Annotated in this window: 23 protein-coding genes; 15 read left to right on the top strand and 8 right to left on the bottom strand. The window is 72.8% G+C overall.

Features of this window, described 5'->3' with window-relative positions; translation table 11 throughout:
• Positions 1-155: 155 nt before the first annotated feature.
• Together AB0F82_RS09775 and AB0F82_RS09770 are read right to left on the bottom strand one after the other, a co-directional pair.
• The gene (locus AB0F82_RS09775) at positions 156-1,394 is read right to left on the bottom strand and encodes an LCP family protein (RefSeq protein ID WP_362625378.1); all 1,239 of its coding nucleotides are present in this window, start codon (positions 1,392-1,394) and stop codon (positions 156-158) included.
• Between the two features lie 174 nt (positions 1,395-1,568).
• Positions 1,569-2,318 (bottom strand): TIGR03089 family protein, encoded by a 750-nt coding sequence (locus AB0F82_RS09770; protein WP_356812518.1) that lies wholly within the window; start codon positions 2,316-2,318, stop codon positions 1,569-1,571.
• Positions 2,319-2,457: 139 nt separating this feature from the next.
• On the opposite strand from AB0F82_RS09770, the gene AB0F82_RS09765 reads away from it, so the two are divergent.
• Entirely contained in the window at positions 2,458-3,843 is a 1,386-nt protein-coding gene (locus AB0F82_RS09765) for a peptidoglycan recognition protein family protein (RefSeq protein ID WP_362625376.1), read from the top strand.
• A 123-nt stretch (positions 3,844-3,966) separates the two neighbouring features.
• Entirely contained in the window at positions 3,967-4,974 is a 1,008-nt protein-coding gene (locus AB0F82_RS09760; RefSeq protein ID WP_356812520.1) for a DNA-3-methyladenine glycosylase family protein, read from the top strand.
• A 211-nt stretch (positions 4,975-5,185) separates the two neighbouring features.
• Here the strand turns inward: AB0F82_RS09760 and AB0F82_RS09755 are convergent, their stop codons facing one another.
• The 3 genes from AB0F82_RS09755 to AB0F82_RS09745 all read right to left on the bottom strand — a co-directional run bounded on the left by AB0F82_RS09755 (position 5,186) and on the right by AB0F82_RS09745 (position 8,164).
• Positions 5,186-6,484 (bottom strand): coenzyme F420-0:L-glutamate ligase, encoded by a 1,299-nt coding sequence (locus AB0F82_RS09755; RefSeq protein WP_362625374.1) that lies wholly within the window; start codon positions 6,482-6,484, stop codon positions 5,186-5,188.
• Positions 6,481-7,440: a 2-phospho-L-lactate transferase gene (cofD, locus tag AB0F82_RS09750; protein WP_362625372.1), complete on the bottom strand. Its 960-nt coding sequence runs from the start codon at positions 7,438-7,440 to the stop codon at positions 6,481-6,483. The genes AB0F82_RS09755 and cofD overlap by 4 nt, the downstream gene beginning before the upstream one ends.
• A gap of 169 nt (positions 7,441-7,609) precedes the next feature.
• Positions 7,610-8,164 (bottom strand): cysteine dioxygenase, encoded by a 555-nt coding sequence (locus AB0F82_RS09745; protein ID WP_356812523.1) that lies wholly within the window; start codon positions 8,162-8,164, stop codon positions 7,610-7,612.
• Between the two features lie 625 nt (positions 8,165-8,789).
• Between AB0F82_RS09745 and AB0F82_RS09740 the strand changes: the two genes are divergently transcribed.
• From AB0F82_RS09740 to AB0F82_RS09730, 3 genes are all read left to right on the top strand, one after another.
• Entirely contained in the window at positions 8,790-9,053 is a 264-nt protein-coding gene (locus AB0F82_RS09740; protein ID WP_003983763.1) for a WhiB family transcriptional regulator, read from the top strand.
• A 238-nt stretch (positions 9,054-9,291) separates the two neighbouring features.
• On the top strand, positions 9,292-12,930 hold the full coding sequence (locus AB0F82_RS09735; protein WP_362625369.1) for a glycosyltransferase family 2 protein: 3,639 nt from the start codon (positions 9,292-9,294) through the stop codon (positions 12,928-12,930).
• Positions 12,927-14,411, top strand: coding sequence for a DUF5719 family protein (locus tag AB0F82_RS09730; protein ID WP_362625367.1), 1,485 nt, complete (start codon positions 12,927-12,929; stop codon positions 14,409-14,411). Before AB0F82_RS09735 ends, AB0F82_RS09730 begins: the two co-directional genes overlap by 4 nt.
• Before the next feature lie 26 nt (positions 14,412-14,437).
• On the opposite strand, the gene AB0F82_RS09725 is transcribed toward AB0F82_RS09730, so the two are convergent.
• Complete coding sequence (locus tag AB0F82_RS09725; protein ID WP_385958695.1) at positions 14,438-14,917, bottom strand: metallopeptidase family protein; 480 nt, start codon at positions 14,915-14,917, stop codon at positions 14,438-14,440.
• A gap of 90 nt (positions 14,918-15,007) precedes the next feature.
• Here AB0F82_RS09725 and AB0F82_RS09720 point away from each other — a divergent pair, with 90 nt between their 5' ends.
• The 6 genes from AB0F82_RS09720 (at position 15,008) to AB0F82_RS09695 (ending at position 20,648) form a co-directional block, all read left to right on the top strand.
• A complete protein-coding gene (locus AB0F82_RS09720) occupies positions 15,008-15,382 on the top strand; it encodes a DUF3499 domain-containing protein (RefSeq protein ID WP_362625365.1) in 375 nt (124 codons plus the stop codon).
• Positions 15,383-15,459: 77 nt separating this feature from the next.
• The gene (locus AB0F82_RS09715; RefSeq protein WP_356812527.1) at positions 15,460-16,833 is read left to right on the top strand and encodes a phosphomannomutase/phosphoglucomutase; all 1,374 of its coding nucleotides are present in this window, start codon (positions 15,460-15,462) and stop codon (positions 16,831-16,833) included.
• Positions 16,834-17,042: 209 nt separating this feature from the next.
• Complete coding sequence (locus AB0F82_RS09710) at positions 17,043-17,225, top strand: Trm112 family protein (protein ID WP_030032543.1); 183 nt, start codon at positions 17,043-17,045, stop codon at positions 17,223-17,225.
• A gap of 93 nt (positions 17,226-17,318) precedes the next feature.
• Positions 17,319-18,452, top strand: coding sequence for an SIS domain-containing protein (locus AB0F82_RS09705; protein ID WP_362625362.1), 1,134 nt, complete (start codon positions 17,319-17,321; stop codon positions 18,450-18,452).
• Positions 18,453-18,491: 39 nt separating this feature from the next.
• Positions 18,492-19,652 (top strand): mannose-6-phosphate isomerase, class I, encoded by a 1,161-nt coding sequence (gene manA / locus AB0F82_RS09700; protein ID WP_362625360.1) that lies wholly within the window; start codon positions 18,492-18,494, stop codon positions 19,650-19,652.
• Positions 19,653-19,724: 72 nt separating this feature from the next.
• Positions 19,725-20,648 (top strand): cation diffusion facilitator family transporter, encoded by a 924-nt coding sequence (locus tag AB0F82_RS09695; RefSeq protein WP_362625358.1) that lies wholly within the window; start codon positions 19,725-19,727, stop codon positions 20,646-20,648.
• Between the two features lie 68 nt (positions 20,649-20,716).
• On the opposite strand, the gene lepB is transcribed toward AB0F82_RS09695, so the two are convergent.
• Positions 20,717-21,403 (bottom strand): signal peptidase I, encoded by a 687-nt coding sequence (gene lepB / locus AB0F82_RS09690; RefSeq protein WP_362625356.1) that lies wholly within the window; start codon positions 21,401-21,403, stop codon positions 20,717-20,719.
• Positions 21,404-21,715: 312 nt separating this feature from the next.
• Between lepB and ahcY the strand changes: the two genes are divergently transcribed.
• On the top strand, positions 21,716-23,152 hold the full coding sequence (gene ahcY / locus AB0F82_RS09685) for an adenosylhomocysteinase (RefSeq protein WP_356812532.1): 1,437 nt from the start codon (positions 21,716-21,718) through the stop codon (positions 23,150-23,152).
• Between the two features lie 99 nt (positions 23,153-23,251).
• Complete coding sequence (locus AB0F82_RS09680) at positions 23,252-23,872, top strand: hypothetical protein (protein WP_356812533.1); 621 nt, start codon at positions 23,252-23,254, stop codon at positions 23,870-23,872.
• Between the two features lie 4 nt (positions 23,873-23,876).
• Here AB0F82_RS09680 and AB0F82_RS09675 read toward each other — a convergent pair whose 3' ends face one another.
• Positions 23,877-24,785, bottom strand: coding sequence for an RDD family protein (locus AB0F82_RS09675; protein WP_362625354.1), 909 nt, complete (start codon positions 24,783-24,785; stop codon positions 23,877-23,879).
• 109 nt (positions 24,786-24,894) lie between these two features.
• On the opposite strand from AB0F82_RS09675, the gene AB0F82_RS09670 reads away from it, so the two are divergent.
• Positions 24,895-25,902 carry a stage II sporulation protein M gene (locus AB0F82_RS09670; protein WP_356812535.1) on the top strand — a complete coding sequence of 336 codons (1,008 nt, stop codon included), beginning with the start codon at positions 24,895-24,897 and terminating at the stop codon, positions 25,900-25,902.
• 143 nt (positions 25,903-26,045) lie between these two features.
• Positions 26,046-26,267, top strand: a complete 222-nt coding sequence (locus AB0F82_RS09665) for a hypothetical protein (RefSeq protein WP_362625352.1) — start codon at positions 26,046-26,048, stop codon at positions 26,265-26,267.
• Positions 26,268-26,367 lie beyond the last annotated feature (100 nt).

The following is a 26,367-nucleotide window of genomic DNA, read 5'->3' as shown; positions in this document are numbered from 1 at the left end:
GCTGGTACCCGGTCTCCGGTCCGGCCGGGCACCGGATCGCTCACCTTATCCGTCCTGTTCGGCCGCAAACCATGGTGGGTGAGAAATTCCACTCCCCTTATAACGGGGTGAACCGCCCATCCCACTCGGTTCGGTCACCGGCCTTTGGGATTGCTTTACCGGCATTCCGCGTTCCCTGCGGTCGTTCCTGTGAAGGTAGGGATGGGTGCGGAGGGGGTCGGGGTTCCCTCGCCGGTCGAATTCCCTTCCGGAACCGCGTCAGTGGGCGTCGCGGAGGGGGTCGGCGCCGCCGTCGCGGTGGCCGGGGCCGGGGTCGTCGACGGCTCCGGAGGGGCCACCCTCACCGGTGCGTCCTCCCGCAGCTGCCGGAACAGCTGTGCCGCGTCCGGTTCCACCAACTCGTCCCGGTTCGGGTCGGCGGCGTACGGCCGGCGCGGAACCGTCAGGAACTTGATCTGTTCGGTCGGTATGTTCCGCACGCCCCGCACGAGTTCGTACAGGTCGCGCAGCGAGGCCAGCCCCCTGTCGGTGGTCAGCGAGGACGTCGCCGCGTCCAGCAGCGGGTACAGGCGGGCCGGGTTCAGCAGGACCCCGTTGCTCTGCACCTTCTTGACGAGCGCGCCGAGGAACTGCTGCTGGCGCTCCATCCGTTCGGTGTCGCTGCCGTTGCCGAGGCTGTGCCGGGCGCGGACGAAGCCCAGTGCCTTCTCGCCGTGCAGGGTCTGCCGCCCGGCGGCAAGCCGCACCTTGGCCTCGGCGTCGTTCACGGGCTGCTTGAGGCACACCTCCACCCCGCCGATGGCGTCCACCATCTTCTTGAACCCGCCGAAGTCGATGACCATGTGGTGGTCGATCCGGATCCCGGTGAACGCCTCCACCGTACGGATCGTGCAGGCGGCCCCGCCCCACTGGAACGCCCAGTTGAACTGGGCGAACCGGGACACGCTGCGGCTCCCGTCCGGCTGCGTGCAGGCGGGGATCTGCGTCATCAGGTCGCGCGGTATCGACACCGCGGTCGCGCTCCGGCGGTCCTTCGGCAGGTGCAGCAGGATCGTGGTGTCCGACCGCTGGGTGCCCCGGTCCTGCCCGTACCCGGCGTTGCCCTTGCCCGAGCGCGAGTCGGAGCCGATCAGCAGGATGTTCTGGGCGCCCGTGGCCAGGTGCGCCGGCCGCTCGCGCTCGTAGCGCTCCAGCTCGGCCGCGGCCGAGGTGTCCTCGGTGATGTTGCCGTCGAACTTGCTGTAGAGCCACCAGCCGGTGGCCGCGCCCGCCAGCACCAGCAGGGTCAGCCCGAGGCCGATCCAGCGCAGCAGCCGACGCCTGCGGTTCCGCGGAGGCCGTCGTTCGCCTCCGGCCGCGTCGGTGCCGCCCGGTATGCCTGCGCTGTCCGTCACTGGCGTCCGTCCCCTCGCCGCTGCGAGCAGCCGTACGGGGGAGCACGGCCACTGCCGATCCTGCCCCCGGGGTGCCGGAGCAGCCCGGGGGCGGGGCCGTGTCTAGGGCCGTTCGGGTGACAGATCGACCGTTCCCGAGATTGATCAGTGTGGGTGACGGGGCGGGTGCCTGAGTCAGACCGTGTGGGTGACGCGCTCGCTCTCGGCCCGCTGCGCCAGTCCCTCGGGCGACAGCCGGTCCAGGTTCCGGCAGAGCACCACGGAGGCCCCCGCGGCCAGCGCGGCGTACAGCCCGGCGGAAAGCCCTTCCCAGGTGTCGTAGCCCAGCCCGGTCAGGACCCGCGAGCCCTCGCCCAGGCCGAGCTTCGCCGCGTCCTCGCGGGCGCGGGCGACCAGCGCGGTGTGCGAGAGCTCCTCGCCGCCGACGACCAGCGCGGGATCCTCGGGATCCACCGGTACGAAGGGGGCGAAACGGTCACCCTGTCCCGGCACCTCCACCGCGTAGTCCGCGAACCCGGCCGGGGGCTGCGGGAAGCGCCCGCCCAGCGGCCGCAGGGCGAGCGCCACCCGCTCGCCGCCGCACTCCAGGGCCCGCTCCAGCGTGTCCGGGCCGCTGACGACGAGATCGGCGTCGCCCGGGGCCCCGCCCACCGAGGCCACGACCCCGACCGAGTCGCAGGCGAGCAGCCACACGGCGCTCTGCCAGTGCGCGGGGAGCAGCAGCGCGAGCCGGTCCCCGGGCTCGGCCCCCAGGTCGCCCTGGAGCAGGTTCGCGGTCTTGGCCACCCAATTGGCGAAGGTCGCGACGGACAATTCGACGCGTTCGCCGGTGGCGTCGTCGTAGAAGGTGACGAGCGGGCGGCCCGGATCGGCGGCGAGCGCGGATCGCAGCAGGTCGGCAGGGGTGCGGGTCATGGCGTTCACCCGGCACAGCGTACGCGGGGCCCTCCCCCGTACGGGGGCCCGCGGCTCCTCCGTACGGGGGAGGGGTATCGGCGGCCCAGCGGACGGAGCATCAGATCTCGGATGGCGCCCGGTGGTGCGCGTGTTCACCATCCTTTTCATGCGTGGATTCCTTGCTTCCTCGATCGGCGTCGCGACGGCCGCCGCACTGGCCCTGCCCCTCGCGCTCCCGACTCCAGCACTCGCCGAAACCGTCCCCGTGACCCCGGCCGGGTCCACCCAGTCGCTGCCGCTCGCCCCCGTGGGACCCGCGGCGGACCGCAGCCCCGGCGTCCCCGGAATGAGCGCCTCGCCCCGCGGTCCCGAGATGCAGGGCCTGACCGCCCGTGAGGTCAAGACGTTCTCGCTGGTCGGCGTCGTCTGGGACGACGTCGCCACCGAGCTCAACGGCCGCGTCCAGGTCCGTACGCGTTCCACCCGGACCGCGACCTGGTCCGACTGGCAGGACGTCGAGGTCCACAACAGCGAGCACGCGGCCGACCCCGACGCGGTGGAGCGCGGCTCCGGCCGGGTCCGCGGAGCGACCGCCCCCCTGTGGGTCGGCGAGTCCGACGGCGTGGAGGTCCGCGTCCAGGCGGAAACGGGAGCCCCGGCCACCCGCGCGGGATCCCGGCTGCCCTCGGGCCTGCGGATCGAACTCGTCGACCCCGGCGAGGGGGCGCCCGCGGGGCCCACGGACGGCAAGAACAGCGGCCCGGGCGACGACAAGGGCGACTTGGTGGCGCCCGGCCTCACGATGGAGATGGCAGAGGCCTCCGAGGCGAACGTGCCGCACGCCCAGCTCGGCGCGAACGAGATCACCGAGCTGAACAAGGCCGACTCCACCGCCGACGCCGTCTTCGCCAGCGACGGCGAACTGACCGCGGCGGCCGCCCCCTACATCGGCCCGCGCCCGCGGATCGTCACCCGCAAGGGGTGGGGCGCGGACGAGTCCCTGCGCGAGAAGGCCTTCGCCTACACGAACACCGTGAAGGCGGCGTTCGTCCACCACAGCGCCTCCGGCAACAACTACGCCTGCAAGGACGCCCCGGCGGTGCTCCGCAGCCTGTACCGCTACCACGTGGTCAGCAGCGGCTGGCGCGACTTCGGCTACAACTTCGCCGTCGACAAGTGCGGCACGGTCTACGAGGGCCGCGCGGGCGGCGTCTCCAAGCCGGTCCTCGGCGCGCACACCATGGGCTTCAACACGGACAGCATGGGCGTGGCGGTCCTCGGCACCTTCACCTCCTCCGCGCCCCCCGCCGCCGCCGTCGACGCGGTCGCCCGCCTCACCGCCTGGAAGCTCGGCCTCTTCGGCCGGGACCCGCGCGCGAAGACCACCCTCAAGTCGGGCGGCGGCAACCGCTACCCGAAGGGCCAAAACGTCTCGATGAACGTCATCTCGGGCCACCGCGACGGCTTCGCCACGGAATGCCCCGGCAAGAAGCTCTACGGCAAACTCCCGACGACCCGCACCTCCTCGGCCAAACTCCAGGGCCGCCCCTAGGATCTCGCCGATCACGCCGGGTTCGCGGCGCGGCCTGATCGACCAGACACTTCCCGGGGGGTGTCTCGTCCGCCCGGCCACCGCAGCCCACTGCGGGGGCCGCGGAGCGCTTAGGCTCGGTACATGGCCGGCCGCTTCGAACCCCTCAACCGGACCGTCGTGCGCGGCGGGCGCACCGACGTGCCGCCGGGGCGCGCAAGCAGCGCCGGCGGCGGGGCCGGGGAGCGCCGCTGGATCCCCGACGGCCCCGTCGACCTCGGCCTCACTCTCGGCCCCCTCCGCCGCGGCCCCGGCGACCCCACCTTCCGCACCACACCCGACGGCTCCGTCTGGCGCGCCACCCGGACCCCCGAGGGGCCCGCCACCCTCCGCGTCTCGCGGACCGGACCGGCCGGCGCGGAGATCGACGCCGAGGCCTGGGGCGCCGGCGCCGCATGGCTCCTCGACCACCTGCCCGCGCTGCTCGGCGCCGGAGACGACCCGGCGGTCTTCGTCCCCCGCCACCGCCTGGTGCACGCCAGCCACCGCAGCCGTCCGGGCCTGCGCCTGACCCGCACCGGCCTGGTGCTGGAGTCCCTGATCCCCACGGTCCTGGAACAGAAGGTCACCGCCGACGAGGCCTACCGCGCCTGGCGCCGCCTCGTACGGCAGTACGGCGAGCCCGCCCCCGGCCCGCACGGGCAGAACCTGTACGTCATGCCCGACCCCCGCACCTGGGCGCTGATCCCGTCCTGGGACTGGCACAAGGCCGGGGTCGACGCCAAGCGCTCCGACACCATCGTCCGTGCCGTTCGCGTCGCGAGCCGCCTGGAGGAGGCGGCGGCCATGGACCTGCCCGAGGCCGCACGACGGCTGGAGGCCGTCCCCGGCATCGGCCCGTGGACCTCCGCCGAGACCCTCCAGCGCAGCAACGGCCACCCCGACGCCGTCACCACCGGCGACCTGCACCTGCCCGGCATCATCGGCTACGCCCTCGCCGGAGACCGCGACGCCGACGACGCCGCCATGCTGGAGCTCCTCGCCCCGTACGCCGGCCAGCGCCACCGCGCGGCCCGCCTCATCCTCCTGGCGGGCCGCACCCCGCCCCGCCGCGCCCCCCGCATGTACCGCAGCGACATCGGCCGCTTCTAGGCCGTGTCTTTCGGTTCTTGCCGGGCCCGCGCTGCCCGGCACCGCGCCTCGCTGCGTTGGTGGGGCTGGCGAGTACGTCGAGTACGCGGGAGCGCCTCCGCCTTGCGATGCACGGCGCCGGACCCGCCGCGCCGCGCTCCCCGGGGCGGCCGACGCCGCTTCGCGGACACTCCCCAAGGGGTGTCCCGCCGGTCCGCCGGGCCGGCCGCAGTCACCGGACCTGGATGAAGTCCTCCGCCGCCCGCCCCGGCCGCTGCGGCGGGGCCGCCGCCGGGTGGCCGACCGCCACCGTCCCCATCGGGTCCCAGTCCGACGGCAGCTCAAGCACCTCCCGCACGACGTCCCGGCAGAACATCGTCGAGGACACCCACGCCGAGCCCAACCGCTCACCGGCCAGCGCGACCAGCAGGTTCTGCACGCCCGCGCCCATCGCCACCACGAACATCTCCCGCTCGGCGGTGTCCCGCCGGGCGTGCCCGTAGTGGTGCGCCCCGTCCGTCACCAGACACGGCACCACCAGGTACGGGGCGGCCCGCAGCACGTCCCCGCGCCGGACCCGCTTCGCGACGGACTCCTCGGACTTGCCGTCGGAGCGCAGGTCCGCGATCCACGCGTCCCGCATCGCGTCCAGCAGCCGCAACCGCGAGGACTCGGACTCCAGCAGCACGAACCGCCACGGCGTCGTGTGGTGCGGGGCCGGGGCCGTCACGGCCGCCGCGACCGCCCGCCGCACCGCGCCCGGGTCCACCGGCTCCGCCGTGAAGGCCCGTACGGTCCGGCGCTGCGTCACGGCTTCCCGCACCGCCTCCGAGGTCCCCAGCCGGAACATGTCGTCGGCCGGTGTGCGCACCAGGTCCCGTGCCGAGGCGCCTTCGCCCATGACGTGCGCCAGTCCGCGCACGACGGCCACCGGAAGCCCGGCCGCCTTGCCCTTGACCAGGTCGCCGGCGGCGGCGAGCTCGTCCGCCGTCGCTACCACCGTCGCGCTCAGCGGGTTGCCGTGGGCGTCGGTGGCGCCGCGCAGGTCGTCCAGGACCCGCACCCCGGCGGAGCCGATGGCCACGTCCGTCAGCCCGTTGCGCCACGGCCGCCCGAAGGTGTCCGTCACGACCACGCCCACGTCCACGCAGAGCGCGTCGCGCACCCCGGCGCGGATCGCGGCGGCCGAGGCGTCGGGGTCCTCCGGCAGCAGCAGCACCGTGCCGGGGGCGGTGTTGGAGGCGTCCACGCCGGCGGCGGCCATCACCAGGCCCTGCCGGTTCTCGACGATCCGCAGCGCGCCCCGGCGCGCGACGACCCGTACGGTCTCCGCGTCTATGGCGGCCTCGCGCGAGTCCGCCCGTACGATCCGCCCCTCGGCCTTGGAGACGATCTTCGAGGTGACGAGCAGGACGTCGCCGTCGCGCAGGTCGGGCGCGGCCGTCGTGATCAGCTTCGCCAGGTCGTCGCCCGGCCTGACCTCCGGCATCCCGGGGACGGCCCGCACCTCGTACGAGGGGGCCGCCGTCACCGAGAGGCCTCCGCCAGCTCCAGCGCGGCCCGGGCCATCTCGGCGGTGGCCTCCAGGTCGGTCATCATCAGCGGCACCGCGCGGCAGGTGATCCCGGCGGCCTCCACCTCGGCGACCGCGGCCGCGTCGGCGGTGTCGACCAGCCAGCCGTCGAGCAGCTCGGTCCCGTAGTGCAGGGCGACCGCGGCGGCGGTGGCCTCGACGCCGACCGCGGCGAGCACCTTGTCGGCCATGCCGCGCACGGGCGCTCCGCCGACGATGGGGGAGAGGCCCACGACGGGGGCGTCGGCGGCGGCCACGGCCTCCCGGATGCCGGGCACGGCGAGGATGGTGCCCACCGACACCACGGGGTTGGACGGCGGGAAGAGGATCACGTCGGCCGCGGCGACGGCCTCCAGCACGCCGGGAGCGGGCTTGGCCTGCTCGGCCCCCACGGGTACGACGGCTTCCGCGTCGACCGAGGCGCGCAGCCGGACCCAGTACTCCTGGAAGTGGACGACCCGGCGCTCGCCGGTGCCGGCCTCGGTGATCGCGACGTGGGTCTCCACCCGGTCGTCGGACATGGGCAGCAGCCGCACCCCGGGCTGCCAGCGGTCGCAGAGGGCTTCGGTGACGGCGCTCAGCGGGTAGCCGGCGCCGAGCATCTGCGTGCGGACGATGTGGGTGGCGAAGTCGCGGTCGCCGAGGCCGAACCACGTGGGTCCGACCCCGTAGGCGGCGAGTTCCTCCTTGACGGTGAAGGACTCGTCGGTGCGGCCCCAGCCCTGGTCCTCGTTGATGCCACCGCCGAGGGTGTACATCACCGTGTCCAGGTCGGGGCAGACCTTGAGCCCGAAGAGGTGGATGTCGTCACCGGTGTTGCCGATGACCGTGATGTCCGCGTCGGGCACCGCCGACTTGAGTCCGCGAAGGAACCGGGCGCCGCCTATACCGCCGGCCAGAACAACAATGCGCATGCAGACAGTCTGTCAGCCGAAGGCTGTCGTGGAGGGGTGGTGGTCGGGCGGCGGGTGGGACTGTCAGCCGAAGGCTGTCGTGGAGGGGTGGTGGTCGGGCGGCGGGTGGGACTGTCAGCCGGAGGCTGTCGCCCGGGGACGGCGGGCGGGAGTCGCAGGCGGGCCGGGGTCAGGCGGGGACGGACTCGGATTCGGCCGGGGAGCAGCTGTGCATCGGCATCTCGGTCAGTCCGGGGAAGTAGACGTGCAGGCTGACCGCGCCGTCGAGGGTGTCGTTGACGACCTCGTGGGCGTAGCCGGGGGCGAAGACGCGCTGGGCGCCGGCGCGGTGGGTGAGCCGTCCGCGGGAGGTGTGCTCGGTGAGCTCGCCCTCCAGGACCGTCAGGACGCCGGAGGAGGCGCCGTGGTCGTGCAGGCCGCTGCCCTGGCCGGGGACCCAGCTGAGCAGCCAGACCTCGTAGCCGGGGCCGGTGCGCAGCCGGTGGTACCAGCGGGTGGTGGCGTCGTACCGGACGAGGTGCTCCCAGGAGGCGCGGTCCTCGGCGATGGAGCGGGCCAGGCCGACGAACTCGGCGATGGTGGCCGGGTGCTCGCGGGCGGGCTGGAGGAGGTGCTGGACGGCGAGGATGTCGCCGGCGATCTGGAGGTCGCTCTCGACGGCGGCGGGCACGTCGGCGACGGCGGTCGCGGGAGCGGTGGTGGCGCTGGCGGGGGTGCTGTTCATCGGGGTGTACCTCGACGGATGTCAGTCGTGCTGGCGGTCGCTGTGGGGAGGGCCGGAGCTCTGGGGAGCCGAGGCTCCACGGGCATCAACAGCAGCAACAGCAACAGCGAACCTGGGCAGCGCACAGGAACCCACGAATGGGGGTCCGGGTGGTGGCTGCGGGCGCTGACATGCGAACCAGGAGACCGGGTTCAGGGTCCGGCTGTCAACCCAATGTCCGGTTTGGGGTAAAAGTTTCACCTCATCCGGTCGCTGTGCCCGGAGAAAGGTTTGTGCAGTCCATGACGGGGCAATTGCGCTGCGCCGGGGTTAAACCTGATCCCGCCATGTCGTGACCTGAATGTGATCTGCGCCGCTCTTCGCGGCCGATCGCAACCCCGCTTCCAGGTGACGCGTGGATAACGGGTGAAGGTGACGTCTGAGGACGCCGATGGCATGTGTCACGATTTTTGGCGATATGAACACTTTCTGCATAGGCTTGGTTCCGCAGAGTGAATAAGGGGCCCAATAGCAGATCTCGGCTTGACTGCCCCGGAGCCACGCACTTGTAATTTCACTCGTGTCGTTACGTAGCAATGAGTGACGACGTGACCACGGGGACGCACCAACAGAGCGAGGGGCGCACATGACCGAGCTGTTTCAGGAACTGCTGGTCGAGGAAGCGGACGAGGAGCTCGGATGGCAGGAGCGCGCCCTGTGCGCCCAGACCGACCCCGAGTCCTTCTTTCCCGAGAAGGGCGGCTCCACCCGCGAGGCCAAGAAGGTCTGCCTCGCCTGCGAGGTCCGCTCCGAATGCCTTGAGTACGCCCTCGCCAACGACGAGCGATTCGGCATCTGGGGCGGCCTGTCCGAGCGCGAGCGCCGGCGCCTGAAAAAGGCAGCCGTCTGACACCGCCGGACCACCACCGGCGCGGCACCCGCAGCACCCCGCACGACATATCCGAATATCCGAGCAAGACGTCGAGCACGGCGCACAGCCGAACAAAGAGCACCACACACGGTCCGCCTCCTGCACCTTCCCCGCAGGAGGCGGACCGCTGCTTTGGCAGCCGTTAGGGTGGGGCGCTGTCCAGCAGCCTCCGAGGGCACACCACCCCCGGACCCCCGGCCGGAGGGCCCGTACCGCGATGTCCCTGCACAGCCAGTCGACGGCCTCTTACCAGGCCCCCGACACACCACAGTTCCCCCGGCACGTCGTCACCGCGGTCCTCGTCGCCCACGACGGCGCCCGCTGGCTGCCCCGGACGCTCGCCGGCCTCCTCGGCCAGGAACGCCCCGCGCAGGACCACATCGCCGCCGACACCGGCAGCGCCGACGAGTCCGCGCGGCTCCTCACCGAAGCCCTCGGCGACGACCGCGTCCTCCACCTCGCCCGCCGTACCGGATTCGGCACCGCCGTCGAAGAATCCGCCCGCACCGCAGGCACCCTGAGCGCCGAGGACCTCCCGTACCTCAAGCGCCCCAGCGGCTGGGACCCCGTCAGCCGCACCTGGCGCGACGACGCCTACGACCTCCCCGACCTCCCCCACGGCGAACCCGTCCAGTGGCTCTGGCTCCTGCACGACGACAGCGCCCCCGAACCCGACGCCCTCACCGAACTGCTCCGCGTCGCCGACGAGAACCCCGACGCCGCGATCATCGGCCCCAAGCTCCGCGGCTGGTACGACAAGAAGCAGCTCCTCGAAGTGGGCGTCACCATCGCCCGCAGCGGCCGCCGCTGGACCGGCCTCGACCGCCGCGAACAGGACCAGGGCCAGCACGACCAGGTCCGCCCCGTCCTCTCCGTCTCCACCGCCGGCATGCTCGTACGCCGCGACGTCTACGACGACCTCGGCGGCTTCGACCGGCGCCTGCCCCTCATGCGCGACGACGTCGACCTGTGCTGGCGCGCCCAGAGCGCCGGCCACACCGTCCTCGTCGCCCCCGACGCGGTCATGCGCCACGCCGAGGCCTCCGCCCGCGAACGCCGCACCGTCGACTGCGCCGGCCGCACCACCGCCGGCCCGCACCGCGTCGACAAGGCCGGCGCCGTCTACACGATCCTCGCCAACAGCTCCGGGCGCGCCCTGCCCTACGTACTGCTGCGCGTCGTCCTCGGCACCGTGCTGCGCACCCTCGCCTACCTGATCGGCAAGGCCCCCGGCCAGGCCGTCGACGAGATCACCGGCCTCCTCGCCACCCTGCTGCGCCCCGGCCGCCTGCTCGCCGCCCGCAAGGCCCGCCGCCGCCCCGCCGTCCCCGCCTCCGAACTGCGCGGGCTCTTCCCGCCGCCGGGAGCCTCCCTGCGGGCCAACGCCGACCAGCTCGCCGGCTACTTCGGCGGCGACCGCCACACCGACTCCGCCCCCGCCGGCCGCCACGGCGGCGGCAGCATCCTCAATGCGCCCGGTGAGGACGGCGACTACCAGGAGACCGAGCGCTTCGCACGCCTCAAGCGGATCGCGCGCAACCCCGCACCCTTCCTCTTCGGACTGCTCCTCCTGGTCTCCCTCGCGGCCTGCCGCGCCCTGATCGGCGGCGGCTCCCTCATGGGCGGCGCCCTGCTGCCCGCCCCCGACAACGGCCTCGACCTGTGGAGCATCCACACCGACGGCTGGCACCCCGTCGGCACCGGGTCCACCGCCTCCGCACCGCCCTACCTGGCCGTCCTCGGCGCCTTCTCCACCCTGCTGTTCGGCTCCACCCAGGCCGCCCTGACCCTCCTGCTCGTCGGATCCGTGCCGCTGGCCGGCCTCACCGCCTACTTCGCCTCGCGGCCGCTCGTCGAATCACGGCTGCTGCGCGCCTGGGCCGCCACCGCCTACGCCTTCCTCCCCGCCGTCACCGGCGCCCTCGCGGGCGGCCGCCTCGGCACCGCCGTCCTCGCCGTCGTGCTCCCCCTCACCGCCCGCTCCGCCGTCGCCGCCTTCGGCCTCGGCGAGCACGCCGCCGCCGAACAGCGGGGCGGCTGGCGCGCGGTGTGGACGTACACGCTCCTGCTGACCCTGGCCACCGCCTTCACCCCGGTCGTCTGGCCGCTCGCCGTCCTCCTCGGCACCGCCGCGCTCGTCCTGCGCCGCGCGCAGTGGAAGACGTACGGCCTGCGGCTGCTCGCCACCCTCGCCGTCCCCCTCCTCGTCCTCGCCCCCTGGTCGCTGGGCCTGCTCACCCACCCCGGCCGCCTCCTCCAGGAGGCCGGACTGCCCTACGGAGCCGGCTCCGCGGGCGCCCTGGACCTGCTCGGCATCAGCCCCGGCGGCCCCGGCACCGGCGCCCGCCTGCTGCTCGCCGGCATCGTCCTCGCCGCCCTGGCCGCCCTGCTCCGCGCCGACCGGCAGTTCGCCGTCCGCTCCGCCTGGGCCACCGCCCTGGCCGCCCTGCTCCTCGCCGTCCTCGCCAACCGGACCGCCTGGGCCGGACCCGCCACCCTCGTCTACGGACTCGCCCTCCTCGCCGCCGCCACGGTCGGCGCGGACGGCGCCAAGGACCGGGTCGCCGCCCGCAACTTCGGCTGGCGCCAGCCGCTCGCCGCCCTCGTCGCCCTCGCCGCCGCCGCGGGCCCGCTCATCGCCGCGGCCACCTGGATGGTCGCCGGCGCCGACGGCCCGCTCCAGCGCCGCGACCCGGTACAGGTGCCGGCCTTCGTCGCCGACGCCGGCGGCGACGACAACCAGACCCGCACCCTGCTCCTCGACCTCGACGGGCCCTCCACCGTCGTCTACAGCCTCGTCCGCGGCCCCGGCGGCCGCCTCGGCGACGCCGAGATCGCCGCCCGGACCGGCGACGACCCCCGCCTCGACAAGGTCGTCTCCAACCTCGTCGCAGGCTCCGGCGCCGACCAGTCCAGCCAGCTCAGCGCCTACGCCATCCGCTTCGTGATGTTCCGCCCCGGCGGCCCCGAGGACATCCGCCGCGTCCTCGACGCCACCCCGGGCCTGAGCCGTCGCCACCAGCAGGACGGCACCGCCCTGTGGGGCGTCGAGCCCTGGCTGCCGCGCGCCGTCATCGTCTCCGGCAAGCAGGGCGAGGCCCCGATCCCGGTCGCCGCCGGCCCCGTCGAGGCCCACGGCAAGATTCCCGCCGGCGAGGCCGGCCGCGTGCTGCGCATCGCCGACCGCGCCGACGCCGGCTGGCAGGCCACCCTCGACGGCAAGCCGCTCAAGGCCAAGACCCTCGACGGCTGGGCGCAGGGCTTCGAACTCCCCGCCGGCTCAGGCCGCCTCGACCTCGTCCACGAGGACTCCCTGCTGCGCACCGCCTGGAACTGGACCCAGGGCCTGCTCGCCCTCGTCCTGCTGGTCATGGCCCTGCCCGGCCGGCGCGCCCAGCTCGACGACGACCTGCCCGAGGAGGAGGCCGCGCCCCCCTCCCGCCCCGGCCCGGGCGAGGCCGGCGAAGGCCGCCGCGCCCGCCGGCTCCGCGCCGGGGCCGAGGCGGACGCCGCCCCCGGCCCCGTGGAGACCGCGGCCGCCGCCGACCCGTACGCGCAGATCCCGGCGCAGCCGGTGTACGGCGAGGAGTCCTACGCGTACCAGGCGTACGACGACCAGGGCGGCTACGCCTACGAGCCCCAGCAGCCCCAGCAGCAGTACCCGTACGAGCAGCAGTACACCGGGTACGACCAGCAGCAGGACGGCGCGGCCTACGAGCCCCCGTACCCGCAGCAGCCGGTCCACGACCAGGACGGGCAGCACTACCCCTACCCGTACGAGCCCTACGAGCCGTACCCGCCCCACGACGTCCACGCCCAGCACGACCCGCGTCCTGACGGGAGCCCCCAGCAGTGAAGCAGCGCGCACCCCTGACGCTGGCGGCCGTGACCGCGGCGCTGGCCGCCCTCACCGGCGTCGCCGCCCTCACCGCGCCCGCCCCCGCGGGCGGGGCGTCCGACGGCAAGGCCGCCGCCTCCGCCCGGATGCCGGTGGAACGGTCCCTGCTGGTGTGCCCCGGGCCCAGCTCCTCGGACATCGCGGAGACCACGTACACCTCCTTCACGCCCGGCGCCCCCGCCGGAGAGGGCAAGGGCTCGGCCCGGCTGCTCGGCGCGACCAAGGACGCCAAACCCGTCCTGGAGCCCAAGGAGCCAGGCAAGCCCGTCGGCGCCACCGCCAACGGAGCCGACGCCCCCGCCCTCACCGGCAGCGCCGACGGGGCCCTCGCCCCCGGCTGGACGGCGCAGCTGACCACCAAGGTCTCGGTCGGCCGGGCCCGGGGCGTGCTCGGCGTCGGCTGCACCGCGCCCGGCACCGACTTCTGGTTCCCCGGGGTCAGCACCGCCAAGGGCCGCGAGGACTACCTCCACCTCACCAACCCCGACGACGCGGCCGCCATCGTCGACATCACGCTCTTCGGCCCCGACGGCATGGCCAAGGCCGACGCGGGCACCGGCGAGAACATCCGCGTCGACCCCAAGTCCACCAAGACCGTCCTGCTCTCCTCCCTGCTCCCGGCCACCCAGCTCGCCGACGCCACCGCCCACGTGACGACCCGCGCCGGCCGGGTGGGCGCCTCCGTCCAGGTCGCCGAGGAGAACGTGGGCGCCGACTGGCTGCCCGCGTCCACCGACCCGACGGGCTCGCTGGTGCTGCCCGGCATCCCGGCGGACGCGGCCTCCGTACGGCTGGTCGCCTTCGTGCCCGGCGAGGAGGACGCGGACCTGAAGCTGCGGCTGGCCGGCCCGGGCGGCTCCATCAGCCCGGCCGGCAGCGAGCAGCTCCACGTCAAGGCGGGGATGACGGCGGTGATGGACCTCAAGGACCTGACCCGCGGCGAGCCCGGCTCGCTGCTCCTGACCCCCACCGACGCCAAGAAGGCCACCCCGCTGGTCGCGGCGGTACGCGTCGTCCGCGGCAGCGGGACCAAGCAGGAACTCGGGTTCGTCCCGGCCACCCGGCCGGTCGGCGCCCGGGCCACCGTCGCCGACAACCGGCCCGAGGAGAACACCACCCTGCTGTCACTGACCGCTCCGAGCGCCGAGGCGAAGGTCAAGGTGACGGCGTCCCCGGGCACCGGCGGCGGCGAGCCGGCCTCCCAGGAGGTCACGGTCAAGGCGGGCACCACCCAGACGCTGGCGCTGGCCCCCGCCGGCGGGAAGGGCTCCTACGCCCTCACCGTAGAGACCCTCTCGGGCGGCCCGGTCCACGCGGCCCGCACCCTGTCCCTCCCGAACGACGGCATCACGATGTTCACCGTCCAGGGACTCTCGGACGACCACTCCACGGTGTCCGTCCCCCGGGCCGCCCAGGACCTCTCCGTCCTGACCAGGTGACGGGCCGGGCCCCCGTCACGGCCGGATCAGTCCTGGCCGTAGCGGGGGTCCACGGTCTCCGGAGTCAGCCCCAGCAGCTCCGCCACCTGCTCCACGACGATCTCGTGGACCAGCATCGCCTTCTCGTCGCGCGATTTCGTCCGGATCTCCACGGGCCGTCGGAAGACCACGATCCGGGCCGGCCGCCCCTGACGGGACTCCGACACCGCGCCGAGCGGTACCGCCTCGTCGTTCCAGCCGCCGTCCGGACCGCCCGGCGGCCCCGGCACGTCACCGACCAGGAACTCCACCTCCGACAGCTGCGGCCAGCGCCGCTCCAGCCGCTCGACAGAGTCCCGTACGAGATCCCCGAACAGCTCCGCCCGGCTCGCCGCCAGGGGCACCTGCGGAGGGGCCAGCGGACCGCGCATCCCGCGCCCGTGCCGGTCCCGCCGACGCGTTCTGGGCTCGACAGGACCCCCCGCGGGGGGCTCGGCGGGGCAAGGGGGCAGAGGGGTGTCCGTCACCCCCGCAGGGTAGCTCCGAGCACGACACGGGGGAGGGCGCAGAGGTGGAGTCGTCGCGGCCCGGTCAAGAGTGCGGTACCGTCCAACGTCGTGAGCCTTGTACGTCGCTGTTCGCGCACCGCGTGCGGCCGCCCTGCCGTCGCGACACTGACGTACGTCTACGCCGATTCGACCGCAGTTCTCGGCCCGCTCGCCACCTACGCCGAACCACACTGCTACGACCTGTGCGCCGAGCACTCGGAGCGCCTGACAGCCCCGCGGGGCTGGGAGGTCGTCCGTCTGTCCGACGGGTCCGGTCCGTCGCGCCCCAGCGGCGACGACCTCGAAGCCCTGGCCAACGCCGTCCGCGAAGCCGCGCGCCCGCCGGGCCGCGCGGCCGGCACCGGCGGGACCGGCAAGGGCGGCCCGGCCACCGGCGAGACCCGCCGCGGACACCTGCGCGTCCTCAGATCGCCCGATTCCTGACGCTCGGGTCATCTGCGGTGCCGCTGCGGGTTCAGGGTAGGTTTGCCGAACCGCACAGAACCTCAGGAGGGCAGGCAGTGGCCGCAGATCTTTCGAACATCGTCAAGGCGTATGACGTGCGTGGCGTCGTGCCGGACGAGTGGGACGAGTCCCTGGCGGAGCTGTTCGGTGCCGCTTTCGTCGAGGTCGTGGGTGGGTCGGCGATCGTGGTCGGTCATGACATGCGTCCGTCGTCGCCGGGTCTGTCGGCGGCGTTCGCGCGGGGTGCCGCGGCGCGTGGTGTGGATGTGACGTTGATCGGTCTGTGTTCGACGGACCAGCTGTACTACGCGTCGGGGTCGACGGGGCTGCCGGGTGCAATGTTCACGGCCTCGCACAATCCCGCTCAGTACAACGGGATCAAGATGTGCCGGGCGGGTGCGGCTCCGGTGGGTCAGGACACGGGTCTGTCGCAGATCCGGGGTCTGGTGGAGGGGTGGCTGGACGCGGGCGGCGCTCCGCAGGCCCCGGCGGGCACGGCGGCGGGCAGGGTGACGGAGCAGGACTCCCTGAAGGGGTATGCGGAGCACTTGCGGTCCCTGGTGGACCTGGCGTCGATCCGTCCGCTGAAGGTGGTCGTGGACGCGGGCAACGGCATGGGCGGTCACACCGTCCCGACCGTGTTCGAGGGTCTTCCGCTCGATGTGACCGAGATGTACTTCGAGCTGGACGGTACGTTCCCCAACCACGAGGCGAACCCGCTGGATCCGAAGAACATCGTGGACCTGCAGGCGCGGGTGCTGGCGGAGGGCGCGGATCTGGGTATCGCCTTCGACGGTGACGCGGACCGCTGCTTCATCGTGGACGAGCGCGGTGTGGGCGTCTCCCCGTCGGCAATCACGGCTCTGGTGGCCTCCCGTGAGCTGGCGCGCAACGGCGGGTCGGGCACGGTGATCCACAACCTGATCACCTCCTGGTCGGTGCCGGAGGTGGTGCGGGAGAACGGCGGCACTCCGGTCCGCACCCGGGTGGGTCATTCCTTCATCAAGGAGGAGATGGCGAAGACGGGTGCGATCTTCGGTGGTGAGCACTCGGCGCACTACTACTTCAAGGATTTCTGGAACGCGGACACGGGCATGCTGGCGGCTCTGCACGTGCTGGCGGCGCTGGGTGGTCAGGACGGTCCGCTGTCGGAGCTGGTCGCGTCGTACGACCGGTACGAGGGTTCGGGGGAGATCAACTCCACGGTCGCGGACCAGGCGGGTCGTCTGGCAGCGGTGAAGGAGACCTTCGGCGGTCGTGAGGGCGTGACGCTGGACGAGCTGGACGGTCTGACGGTGACGGGCGGGGACTGGTGGTTCAACGTCCGTGCGTCGAACACCGAGCCGCTGCTGCGTCTGAACGTCGAGGCCCGCGACGCGGACACCCTGGCCCGCATCCGCGACGAGGCCCTGTCCCTCATCCGCGCCTGACACGTCCCGCGGGGCCCGCGCCGTCAGGCGCGGGCCGGCCGTTCCAGCCCCCGCCGGCGATTGAGGCGCGGGTCCGGGCGGCGGTCGGTGCCCGGCGGAACCGGGCTCCCACCCCCGCCCGGCCGCCGGCGGTACTCCGGGCCGCACCGGCGGAGCCCCAGGGGTACGCTGACCACGCCCCACCCGTACCCCGAAGGGAACCCATCCCCATGCCGCTCGAAGCCGGCCTCCTGCAGATCCTCGCCTGCCCCGCCTGTCACGCACCGCTTGAGGACAAGTCGGCCGACGAGACCCCCGAGCTGCTCTGCACCGGCCAGGACTGCGCTCTCGCCTACCCGGTCCGCGACGGCATCCCGGTCCTCCTCGTGGACGAGGCCCGCCGCCCCGCCTGACCGCAGGCCCCCCGCACGCCACGCCACACCGCACCCGCACCTCACCGCGAGACGCGCAGACAGGTTCCCGTCACCCAACAGCCGGAGGCCGCCATGCTCGACGAGTCGCTCCTCGACGCACCGGACGATCTTGCCCGCGTCGACCGACGGGGTCTGCTCCGCGGCGCGGCCGAGGCGGGGGCCAGGGTCCGTACGGCGGCCCGGCACGCGAGCGAGGCGGGCATCGCCACCCTGCGCCCCGACGGCCGCCCGCGCGCGGTCCTGATCGCCGGGCCCGGCACCGCCGCGACCGGTGTCGCCGACCTGCTCGGCGCCCTCGCGGGCGCCTCCGCGCCGGTGATCCGGCTCGACCCCACAGGGGTCGCCCACGCCGCCGGGGCACTGCGCTGGGCCCTGCCCGGCTGGGCCGGGTCCGTCGACCTGCTGCTCGTGGCCACCACCGACGGCACCGAGCCCGGGCTCGCCGTGCTCGCCGAGCAGGCCTACCGGCGCGGCTGCACCGTCGTCGCCGTCGCCCCCGAGCGCTCACCGCTGAGCGAGGCCGTGGACGGCGCGCACGGGCTCCTCGTACCCATGGCCAAGGCCCCGTACCAGGAGTTCGACGAGTCGGCCGCCGCGGGCCCGGGCGCCCTGTGGGCCCTGCTGACGCCCCTGCTGCTGCTCCTCGACAAGGTCGGCCTGATCGCCGCGGCCCCCGACACCCTCCAGCTGGTCGCCGACCGGCTGGACCGGACCGCCGAACGCTGCGGGCCCGCCATCGCCACCTACTCCAACCCGGCCAAGACCCTCGCCGCCGAGCTGGCGGACTCGCTGCCGCTCATCTGGAGCGAGGGCACCGGCGCCGTCCCGGCGGGCCGCCGCTTCGCCGCCACCCTCGCCGAGCTCGCCGGCCGTCCCGCGCTGGCCGCCGCGCTCCCCGAGGCCCTGCCCGCCCACGGCATCCTGCTCGCCGGCGCCTTCGCCGCCGGCGCCGACCCCGACGACTTCTTCCGCGACCGGGTCGAAGAGCCCCAGGCCCTTCGCGCCCGCGTCGTCCTGCTGCGCGACCGGCCGGCCGGCGGCCTCACCGCCGCCCCCGCCGCACGCGAGCTCGCCCTCAGCCACGACACGGCCATCAGCGAGCTCGAACCGGAGGAAGGCGCCGAGCTGGAGCAGCTCGCCGAACTGCTCGCCGTCACGGATTTCGCCACCGCCTACCTGGCGTTGGCGGCCGGGGGACACAGCTGAGACCCGCGCACGTGCCCGGATCTATCCAGGAAGACGACGATGGACCGCCTGATCAACACGATCCGCCCCTACGCCTGGGGATCCACCACGGCCCTCCCCGCGCTCCTCGGTGTCGAACCCACCGGTGAGCCGCAGGCGGAGCTGTGGATGGGAGCCCACCCGGGCGCCCCGTCCCGCGTCGACCGCGGCGCCGGCGAGAGGTCGCTCGCGGAGGTCATCGCCGCCGACCCCGAGGGCGAGCTCGGCGCCGCCACCGTCGCCAAGTTCGGCCCCAGGCTGCCCTTCCTCTTCAAGATCCTCGCCGCCGGCGCCCCCCTCTCCCTCCAGGTCCATCCCGACCTGGCCCAGGCGAAGGCGGGGTTCGAGGACGAGGAGCGGCGCGGCATCCCGATCGACGCGGCCCACCGCAACTACAAGGACCCCAACCACAAGCCCGAGATGATCTGCGCGATCACGCCGTTCGACGGGCTCTGCGGCTTCCGCTCCCCGCAGGCGTCCGCCGACCTCTTCGAGGGGCTGGGCGTGGGCTCCCTCAAGCCGTACGCCGACCTGCTGCGCGCCCACCCCGAAGAGGCCGCGCTGCGCGAGGTGCTGACCGCCGTACTGAGCGCGGACCGCGAGCAGATGGCCCGTACGGTCGCCGAGACCGCGGCCGCCGCCGAGCGCCTGGGCGGCGAGTACGCCACGTACGCCGCCCTGGTCCACGAGTACCCGGGCGACCCCGGCGTCATCGCGGCGATGCTGCTCAACCACGTCCGACTCCAGCCCGGAGAGGCCCTGTTCCTCGGCGCGGGAGTCCCACACGCCTACTTCGACGGCCTCGGCGTCGAGCTGCTGGCCAACTCGGACAACGTGCTGCGCGCCGGGCTCACCCCCAAGCACGTGGACGTACCCGAGCTGCTGAAGATCGTGAGGTTCGAGCCGAGCGACCCGACCGTCATGCGGCCCGAGGGCGACGGCGGCGAGGAGGTCTACGAGGCCCCCATCGACGAGTTCCGGCTCTCCCGCTTCCTCCTCGCGCCCGGCGGCGCCCCCCGGGTGCTCGCGAACGGCGCCCCGCAGGTCCTGCTCTGCACGGCCGGCTCCGTACGCGCCGGCGAACTGGCGCTCTCGCCCGGCGGATCGGCTTTCGTACCGGCGGACGAAAAGGTCGAACTATCCGGAAACGGCACGGTCTTCCGGGCCACCGTGGTGGTCTGACGCGGCGTCCGCCCCAGGGGCTGCAAGAATGTGCGGCCGTAGTCACTGGCCCAGGAAGGACACCCTGCACCCATGAGCGCGTCGGGCGGTACCAAGGCGATCGTGGCGGCACTCGCCGCCAACCTCGCCATCGCTGTAGCCAAATTCGTGGCGTTCCTCTTCAGCGGCTCGTCCTCCATGCTCGCGGAGAGCGTCCACTCCGTGGCCGACTCCGGGAACCAGGGCCTGCTCCTCCTCGGAGGGAAGAAGGCCCAGCGCGAGGCGACGCCGCAGCACCCCTTCGGGTACGGGCGCGAGCGTTACATCTACGCCTTCCTCGTCTCCATCGTGCTCTTCACCGTGGGTGGCATGTTCGCCATCTACGAGGGCTACGAGAAGATCCACGAGCCGCACCCGATCGAGGCCTGGTACTGGCCGGTCGGCGTCCTCGTCTTCGCGATCATCGCGGAGTCCTTCTCCTTCCGCACCGCCATCAAGGAATCGAACGAGGTCCGCGGCAAGCTCACGTGGAGCCAGTTCATCAAGCGGGCCAAGGCCCCCGAGCTGCCGGTCGTCCTCCTGGAGGACCTCGGCGCCCTCGTCGGCCTGGTCCTGGCCCTCGGCGGTGTCGGCCTCGCCCTGCTGACCGGCAACGGCGTCTGGGACGGCATCGGCACCCTGTGCATCGGCGTCCTCCTCATCGCCATCGCGATCGTCCTGGCCGCGGAGACCAAGTCCCTGCTGCTCGGTGAGGCCGCCGGCGTCGAAGAGGTCGAGAAGATCAAGGCCGCGGTCGTCGACGGGGACGTCGTCACCCGCGTCATCCACATGCGCACTCTGCACCTCGGTCCCGAGGAGCTGCTCGTCGCCGCCAAGATCGCCGTCGAGGGCAACGACACCGCGACCGAGGTCGCCGACGCGATCAACGCCGCCGAGGCCCGCATCCGCGAGGCGGTCCCGATCGCCCGGGTGATCTATCTGGAGCCGGACATCTACCGCCCCGAAGCCGCCGAGTAGTCCGCGTACGAACGCCGAAGGCCCCCGCGAGCAACAGCCCGCGGGGGCCTTCGGTGTCCGTACGACGACTACGGGGCGTCCACCTGCGTGGCGCCCCAGACGGGCCCGTGCGGCTCGACCGGCTTGCGCCGCCGCGCCACGAGCGAGGCGATCCCCAGCCCGAGCGCCACGGGCAGCAGGCAGGTCCCCGCGAACGAGACCAGGCTGAGGCCGACCATGAACGGGGACTCCTCCCGCAGTCCGGAATCGACGCCGGTCACCGCGGACACCGGCAGCGTCCCCTCGTGGTGCTCCCGGTGGTACCGGGAGTCCGCCGAGTTGCCGCGGTTGTCGCCGAGCACGAACATCCGGCTGTGCGGCACCGAGACGGCGAAGCTCAGTCCGTCGCCCCCGGGAACGCCGTCGCGCACGTAGGGCTCGTCGAGCGGCTTCCCGTTCAGGGTCAGCACCCGGTCGCCCTCCGCGTAGGCGATGTGGTCCCCGCCCAACGCCACGACACGTCCGATGAACGGGCCGTCGAACCCCCAGTCGGCCGGATCGTAGGTGACCACGTCGCCGTGCCGGACCGGGCCGTGGTCCTTCTCCATCGCGAGGAAGGTCCCGACGGGGAGCGTGGGCAGCATGTTCTCGCTGGACTGCATCGCCGGCGTGAACCGGCCGAAGACGTACACCAGAGGACCGGCGGCCAGCGCCACACCGAGCACCAGCAGGACGATCGCCCAGATCCCCCGTCTCCGCCCAGGCCTGCCTGCCATGAATCCCAACCCCTCTCACCAGTGCGAACGGCCGGAAGACTACGGTCTGGCCGAAAGTGCACAGCAGGCGGGGGCGCCGCCGGACGCCCCGGCAGCCGGGCCCGCCCAGTTCTCCGTTCGACTGGGGCCGCCGCCACCGATCGGTGTAGATTCGTCGTCAGTGTCAGGCGTCGCTGCTGATGGCGGGTCGGGCGGTCCTTGCGACCGGCCGAGGGGAGAGAGGACCCCCGACGGACTGTGCTCGGTGTCCCGTCCCCAGGACGGCGCACGGACCAGCCGTACCCACCTCTCGAACCATGAGGAGCAGCACCCATGGACTTCAAGGTCGCAGACCTCTCCCTTGCCGCGTTCGGCCGCAAGGAGATCACCCTGGCCGAGCACGAGATGCCGGGCCTGATGTCGATCCGCCGTGAGTACGCCGAGGCCCAGCCCCTGGCCGGCGCCCGCATCACCGGCTCGCTTCACATGACCGTGCAGACGGCCGTGCTCATCGAGACCCTCGTCGCCCTCGGCGCCGACGTCCGCTGGGCCTCCTGCAACATCTTCTCCACCCAGGACCACGCTGCCGCCGCCATCGCGGTGGGCCCGAACGGCACCCCGGAGAACCCGCAGGGCGTCCCCGTCTTCGCCTGGAAGGGCGAGACGCTGGAGGAGTACTGGTGGTGCACCGAGCAGGCGCTCACCTGGCCGAACACCCCCACCGGCGGCCCGAACATGATCCTCGACGACGGTGGTGACGCCACCCTCCTCGTCCACAAGGGCGTCGAGTTCGAGAAGGCCGGCGAGGCTCCGGACCCGTCCACCGCGGACTCCGAGGAGTACGCGTACATCCTCACCCTGCTCAACCGCACCCTCGGCGAGAACCCGCAGAAGTGGACGCAGCTCGCGTCCGAGATCCGCGGCGTGACCGAGGAGACCACCACCGGTGTGCACCGTCTCTACGAGATGATGCAGTCCGGTGACCTGCTCTTCCCGGCGATCAACGTGAACGACGCCGTCACCAAGTCGAAGTTCGACAACAAGTACGGCTGCCGCCACTCCCTGATCGACGGCATCAACCGCGCCACCGACGTCCTCATCGGCGGCAAGGTCGCGGTCGTCTTCGGCTACGGCGACGTCGGCAAGGGCTGCGCCGAGTCCCTCCGCGGCCAGGGCGCGCGTGTCATCGTCACCGAGATCGACCCGATCTGCGCCCTCCAGGCCGCCATGGACGGCTACCAGGTCGCCACGCTGGACGACGTCGTCGAGACCGCCGACATCTTCATCACCACGACCGGCAACAAGGACATCATCATGGCCTCCGACATGGCCAAGATGAAGCACCAGGCCATCGTCGGCAACATCGGCCACTTCGACAACGAGATCGACATGGCCGGTCTGGCGAAGGTCGACGGCATCGTCAAGGACGAGGTCAAGCCCCAGGTCCACACCTGGACGTTCCCCGACGGCAAGGTCCTGATCGTCCTCTCCGAGGGCCGCCTGCTGAACCTCGGCAACGCGACCGGCCACCCGTCCTTCGTGATGTCGAACTCCTTCGCGGACCAGACCCTGGCCCAGATCGAGCTCTTCACGAAGCCGGAGGAGTACCCGACCGACGTCTACGTGCTCCCCAAGCACCTCGACGAGAAGGTCGCCCGCCTCCACCTCGACGCCCTCGGCGTCAAGCTCACCACCCTCCGCCCGGAGCAGGCCGCCTACATCGGCGTCAAGGTCGAGGGCCCGTACAAGCCGGACCACTACCGCTACTGATCACCAGCTGGTCAACCGCGGACGTACCTGAAGCAGGCCCCCGGCACACGTGCCGGGGGCCTGCCCCGTATTCCCTCCGATCCGAAGAAGTGTGCGCACATGCCCCGCGGCCGCTACTCGCTCCACGACCCGCACGACCACACTCCCCTCGGCGAGGAGCACTTCCACTGCGCCCCCGGACCCTCCGGCTGGCGCTACGTCTCCCAGCTCACCGCCCCGGACGGCGACCACCGGGGCTCCGTGGACCTGGCGATCGACGAACTCGGCCGCCCCATTCGCCTGGAGGTCAACGCCGCGAGCTGGCAGGTCCGCGGAGCCGCCCTCGACGGCGTCACCTGGGTCCGCACCGACCCCACCGGCACCGAGGCCACCGAGGGCAACATCGCCGCCCCCGGCTTCACCGGCACCTCACCGGCCTTCCTGATCGCCACGTCCCGCCTGCTGCGCCTGACCCCGGGCGCCCCCGACACCCGCGTCCGGCTGCTCGCCCTCACCGACCCGGTCCTGGCCCCGCGTACGGTCGACCAGGCCTGGGCACTGGTGGCACGCGAGGAACACCCCACGGACAGCGGCCCGCTCCAGGTGGACGAGTACCGGGTCACCGCCCTGGACACGGGCGAGGTCCACACGGTCCACATCGCCGGCGACGTGGTCCTCTCGGCCCCCGGCATCGAACTGGAACACCTGGAGACCCCGCCCTCGGCCTTTGAGGACCAGTGACCCCTCAGGCCGGCGGAGCGAACCCGCCGGCGCGCGGAACCTCCCCGGGGGCCGCGGGCGCGGGGGCGACGTACGAGGACGGGACGGGAGCGACGGGTGCGACGGGCGCCATGTGCGGGACGGGCGCCACGGGCGCCACCGGCGCCGAGGGAGAGGCTGCGGCCGCGGTGCGGAAGGCCCGGGCGGCATCGCGCGACTGACGCTCGTGGACCACGGCCATCAGGAAGGCAGCGGCCGGCACCCCCGCCGGCGGCGGCGCACCCGTACGCGCCACGAGATCGTCCGCGAGCCGCGCCGCCATCACCGCACCCACCTGCGGGTCCAGTTGGTTCATGCGGGTCAGGTACTGGCGGATCGCCAGCCACAGCCCGTCCGGTACGGCCGAGAGGTCCAGCTGGGCGAACCGTCCGGCCAGCCACGGCGGGGGTGGCGGCACCGGCATCACCCGAGCCCCCGGCACCCGCTCCCGGACCACCAGGGTCCCCGCGAAGACGTCCCCGAGCCGCCGCCCGCGCGCCGACACCAGCGAGGCGATGGCCGCCACCGTGCCGAAGGTCAGCAGCAGCTCCACGACCCCGAGGGCCCCGCGCACCAGCGCGTGCCGGAACCGGATCGGCCCGCCGTCGTCGCGCACCACCCGCAGCCCGCAGGCGAGCTTGCCCAGCGAGCGCCCGTGGGACAGGGTCTCCACCGCGATCGGGATGCCGACCAGCAGCAACAGGAAGCTCGCCACTCCGACGGCGGCTTGGGCGGCCGGGTCCAGCGAGGCGGTCGCGAAGGTCAGCCCGACGGTGAGGAGCCCGTAGACGGTGACGTAGACGGCCAGGTCCAGGAGGATCGCCAGCGCCCGGCTGGGCAGCCTCGCCGGTCTCAGCCCCAGGACGACCGCGTCCCCCGTCACCAGATCGCTCACCGCAGCACCTCTCATGTGACCTGCTCCGCCCCTACGGCGTCCAGTCTGCCAAGCTGACCACACTAGGAATAGGCAGCGGCCAGGGGACCTGGGCAGGGGAGCGCACCGGATGGATCTCGACGTCTTCGTCACGGCACACCGCGCGGAATGGGACCGCCTGGAGCAGCTCCTGGGCCGTGGCCGCAGGCTGACGGGCGAAGAGGCCGACGAACTCGTCGCTCTCTACCAGCGCACCTCGACCCACCTCTCCCTCGTCCAGTCCAGTGCCCCCGACCCCATGCTGACCGGGCGGCTGACCCAGCTGGTGGCGCGCGCCCGCGCCACGGTCACGGGCACCCGCCGCGCGGGCTGGCGCGACGCGGCGCTCTTCTTCACCGTCGGCTTCCCGGCCGCGGTCTACCGGAGCCGCCGCTGGTGGATACCGACAGCCCTGCTCTCCACGGCGCTCGGCGTGCTCATCGGCTGGTGGATAGCCACGCACCCCGAGGTCCAGGGAGCCATCGCCGCCCCGGAACAGCTGAAGGAGCTCACGAAGCCGGGCGGCGAGTACGAGACGTACTACTCCAGCAACCCCGCGGGCTCCTTCGCCGCCCAGGTGTGGACGAACAACGCCCAGGCGGCCGCGATGTGCCTGGTCCTGGGCGTCTTCCTGGGGATCCCGGTGCTGTGGATCCTCTTCCTGAACATGGCCAACCTCGGGGTCGGCCTCGGCCTGATGGCATCCGCCGGCCGGCTCGACGTCTTCCTGGGCCTGATCCTTCCGCACGGCCTGCTCGAACTGACGGCCGTCTTCGTGGCGGCGGGCACGGGCCTGCGCCTGGGCTGGACGGTCATCGACCCGGGTCCCCGGACCCGCCGTACGGCCCTGGCAGAACAGGGCCGCGCCGCCCTCGGCATGGCCCTCGGTCTCGCGGCGGTCCTGTTCGTCTCCGGCCTGATCGAAGGCTTCGTGACTCCCTCGGGCCTTCCCACCTGGGCGCGCATCACGATCGGCGTCGTGGCCGAGGCCGCCTTTCTGATCTACGTCTTCGTCCTGGGCGGCAGGGCCGCCCGCGCCGGCGAACTCGGCGACGTGGAGGCCGCGGACCGGACGGCAACGCTCCCGATCGCGGCCTGATGTGCGTACAAGCCCGCTGAGCTGCTAGTGTCCTGGTCGTCCCGCAAACGCCGTTGACACGGAACGAGCGGGGAGGTAGATTCGAACGGTTGCCTCGAACTGGACAAGTTCGGCAGTGATGGTTTAGAATTAACTTACCCCACATGGACATCAAGATCCGCTCGGGGTACGCCGACTCCTCATTTCAGGAATTCGAAGCCGGAGAAATCCGGTGGAAAACTTCTGATAGAGTCGGCACCGCCGGAAAGGGAAACGCGAAAGCGAGAACCTGGAAAGCGCCGAGGAAATCGGACGCGAAAGAGTCTGATAGAGTCGGAAACGCAAGACAGCAGAACGAAAGCCCGGAGGAAAGCCCGCGAGGGTGAGTACGAAGGAAGCGTCCGTTCCTTGAGAACTCAACAGCGTGCCAAAAATCAACGCCAGAAGTTGATACCCCGTCCACTTCGGTGGATGAGGTTCCTTTGA

Origin of the sequence: Streptomyces virginiae, from assembly GCF_040638905.1 — a bacterium.
GTDB lineage: Bacteria > Actinomycetota > Actinomycetes > Streptomycetales > Streptomycetaceae > Streptomyces > Streptomyces virginiae_B.
Note: the sequence above shows the minus strand (reverse complement) of the source record. Positions and strands in the feature narration are given on the sequence as shown.

Coding starts and splice junctions, on each gene's coding strand:
- AB0F82_RS09705 (WP_362625362.1), top strand. CDS start 17,319: ATGCTCGACGAGTCGCTCCTCGACGCACCGGACGATCTTGCCCGCGTC.
- ahcY (WP_356812532.1), top strand. CDS start 21,716: ATGGACTTCAAGGTCGCAGACCTCTCCCTTGCCGCGTTCGGCCGCAAG.
- lepB (WP_362625356.1), bottom strand. CDS start 21,403: ATGGCAGGCAGGCCTGGGCGGAGACGGGGGATCTGGGCGATCGTCCTG.
- AB0F82_RS09735 (WP_362625369.1), top strand. CDS start 9,292: ATGTCCCTGCACAGCCAGTCGACGGCCTCTTACCAGGCCCCCGACACA.
- AB0F82_RS09745 (WP_356812523.1), bottom strand. CDS start 8,164: ATGAACAGCACCCCCGCCAGCGCCACCACCGCTCCCGCGACCGCCGTC.
- AB0F82_RS09760 (WP_356812520.1), top strand. CDS start 3,967: ATGGCCGGCCGCTTCGAACCCCTCAACCGGACCGTCGTGCGCGGCGGG.
- AB0F82_RS09680 (WP_356812533.1), top strand. CDS start 23,252: ATGCCCCGCGGCCGCTACTCGCTCCACGACCCGCACGACCACACTCCC.
- AB0F82_RS09740 (WP_003983763.1), top strand. CDS start 8,790: ATGACCGAGCTGTTTCAGGAACTGCTGGTCGAGGAAGCGGACGAGGAG.
- manA (WP_362625360.1), top strand. CDS start 18,492: ATGGACCGCCTGATCAACACGATCCGCCCCTACGCCTGGGGATCCACC.
- AB0F82_RS09765 (WP_362625376.1), top strand. CDS start 2,458: ATGCGTGGATTCCTTGCTTCCTCGATCGGCGTCGCGACGGCCGCCGCA.
- AB0F82_RS09665 (WP_362625352.1), top strand. CDS start 26,046: ATGGACATCAAGATCCGCTCGGGGTACGCCGACTCCTCATTTCAGGAA.
- cofD (WP_362625372.1), bottom strand. CDS start 7,440: ATGCGCATTGTTGTTCTGGCCGGCGGTATAGGCGGCGCCCGGTTCCTT.
- AB0F82_RS09670 (WP_356812535.1), top strand. CDS start 24,895: ATGGATCTCGACGTCTTCGTCACGGCACACCGCGCGGAATGGGACCGC.
- AB0F82_RS09710 (WP_030032543.1), top strand. CDS start 17,043: ATGCCGCTCGAAGCCGGCCTCCTGCAGATCCTCGCCTGCCCCGCCTGT.
- AB0F82_RS09695 (WP_362625358.1), top strand. CDS start 19,725: ATGAGCGCGTCGGGCGGTACCAAGGCGATCGTGGCGGCACTCGCCGCC.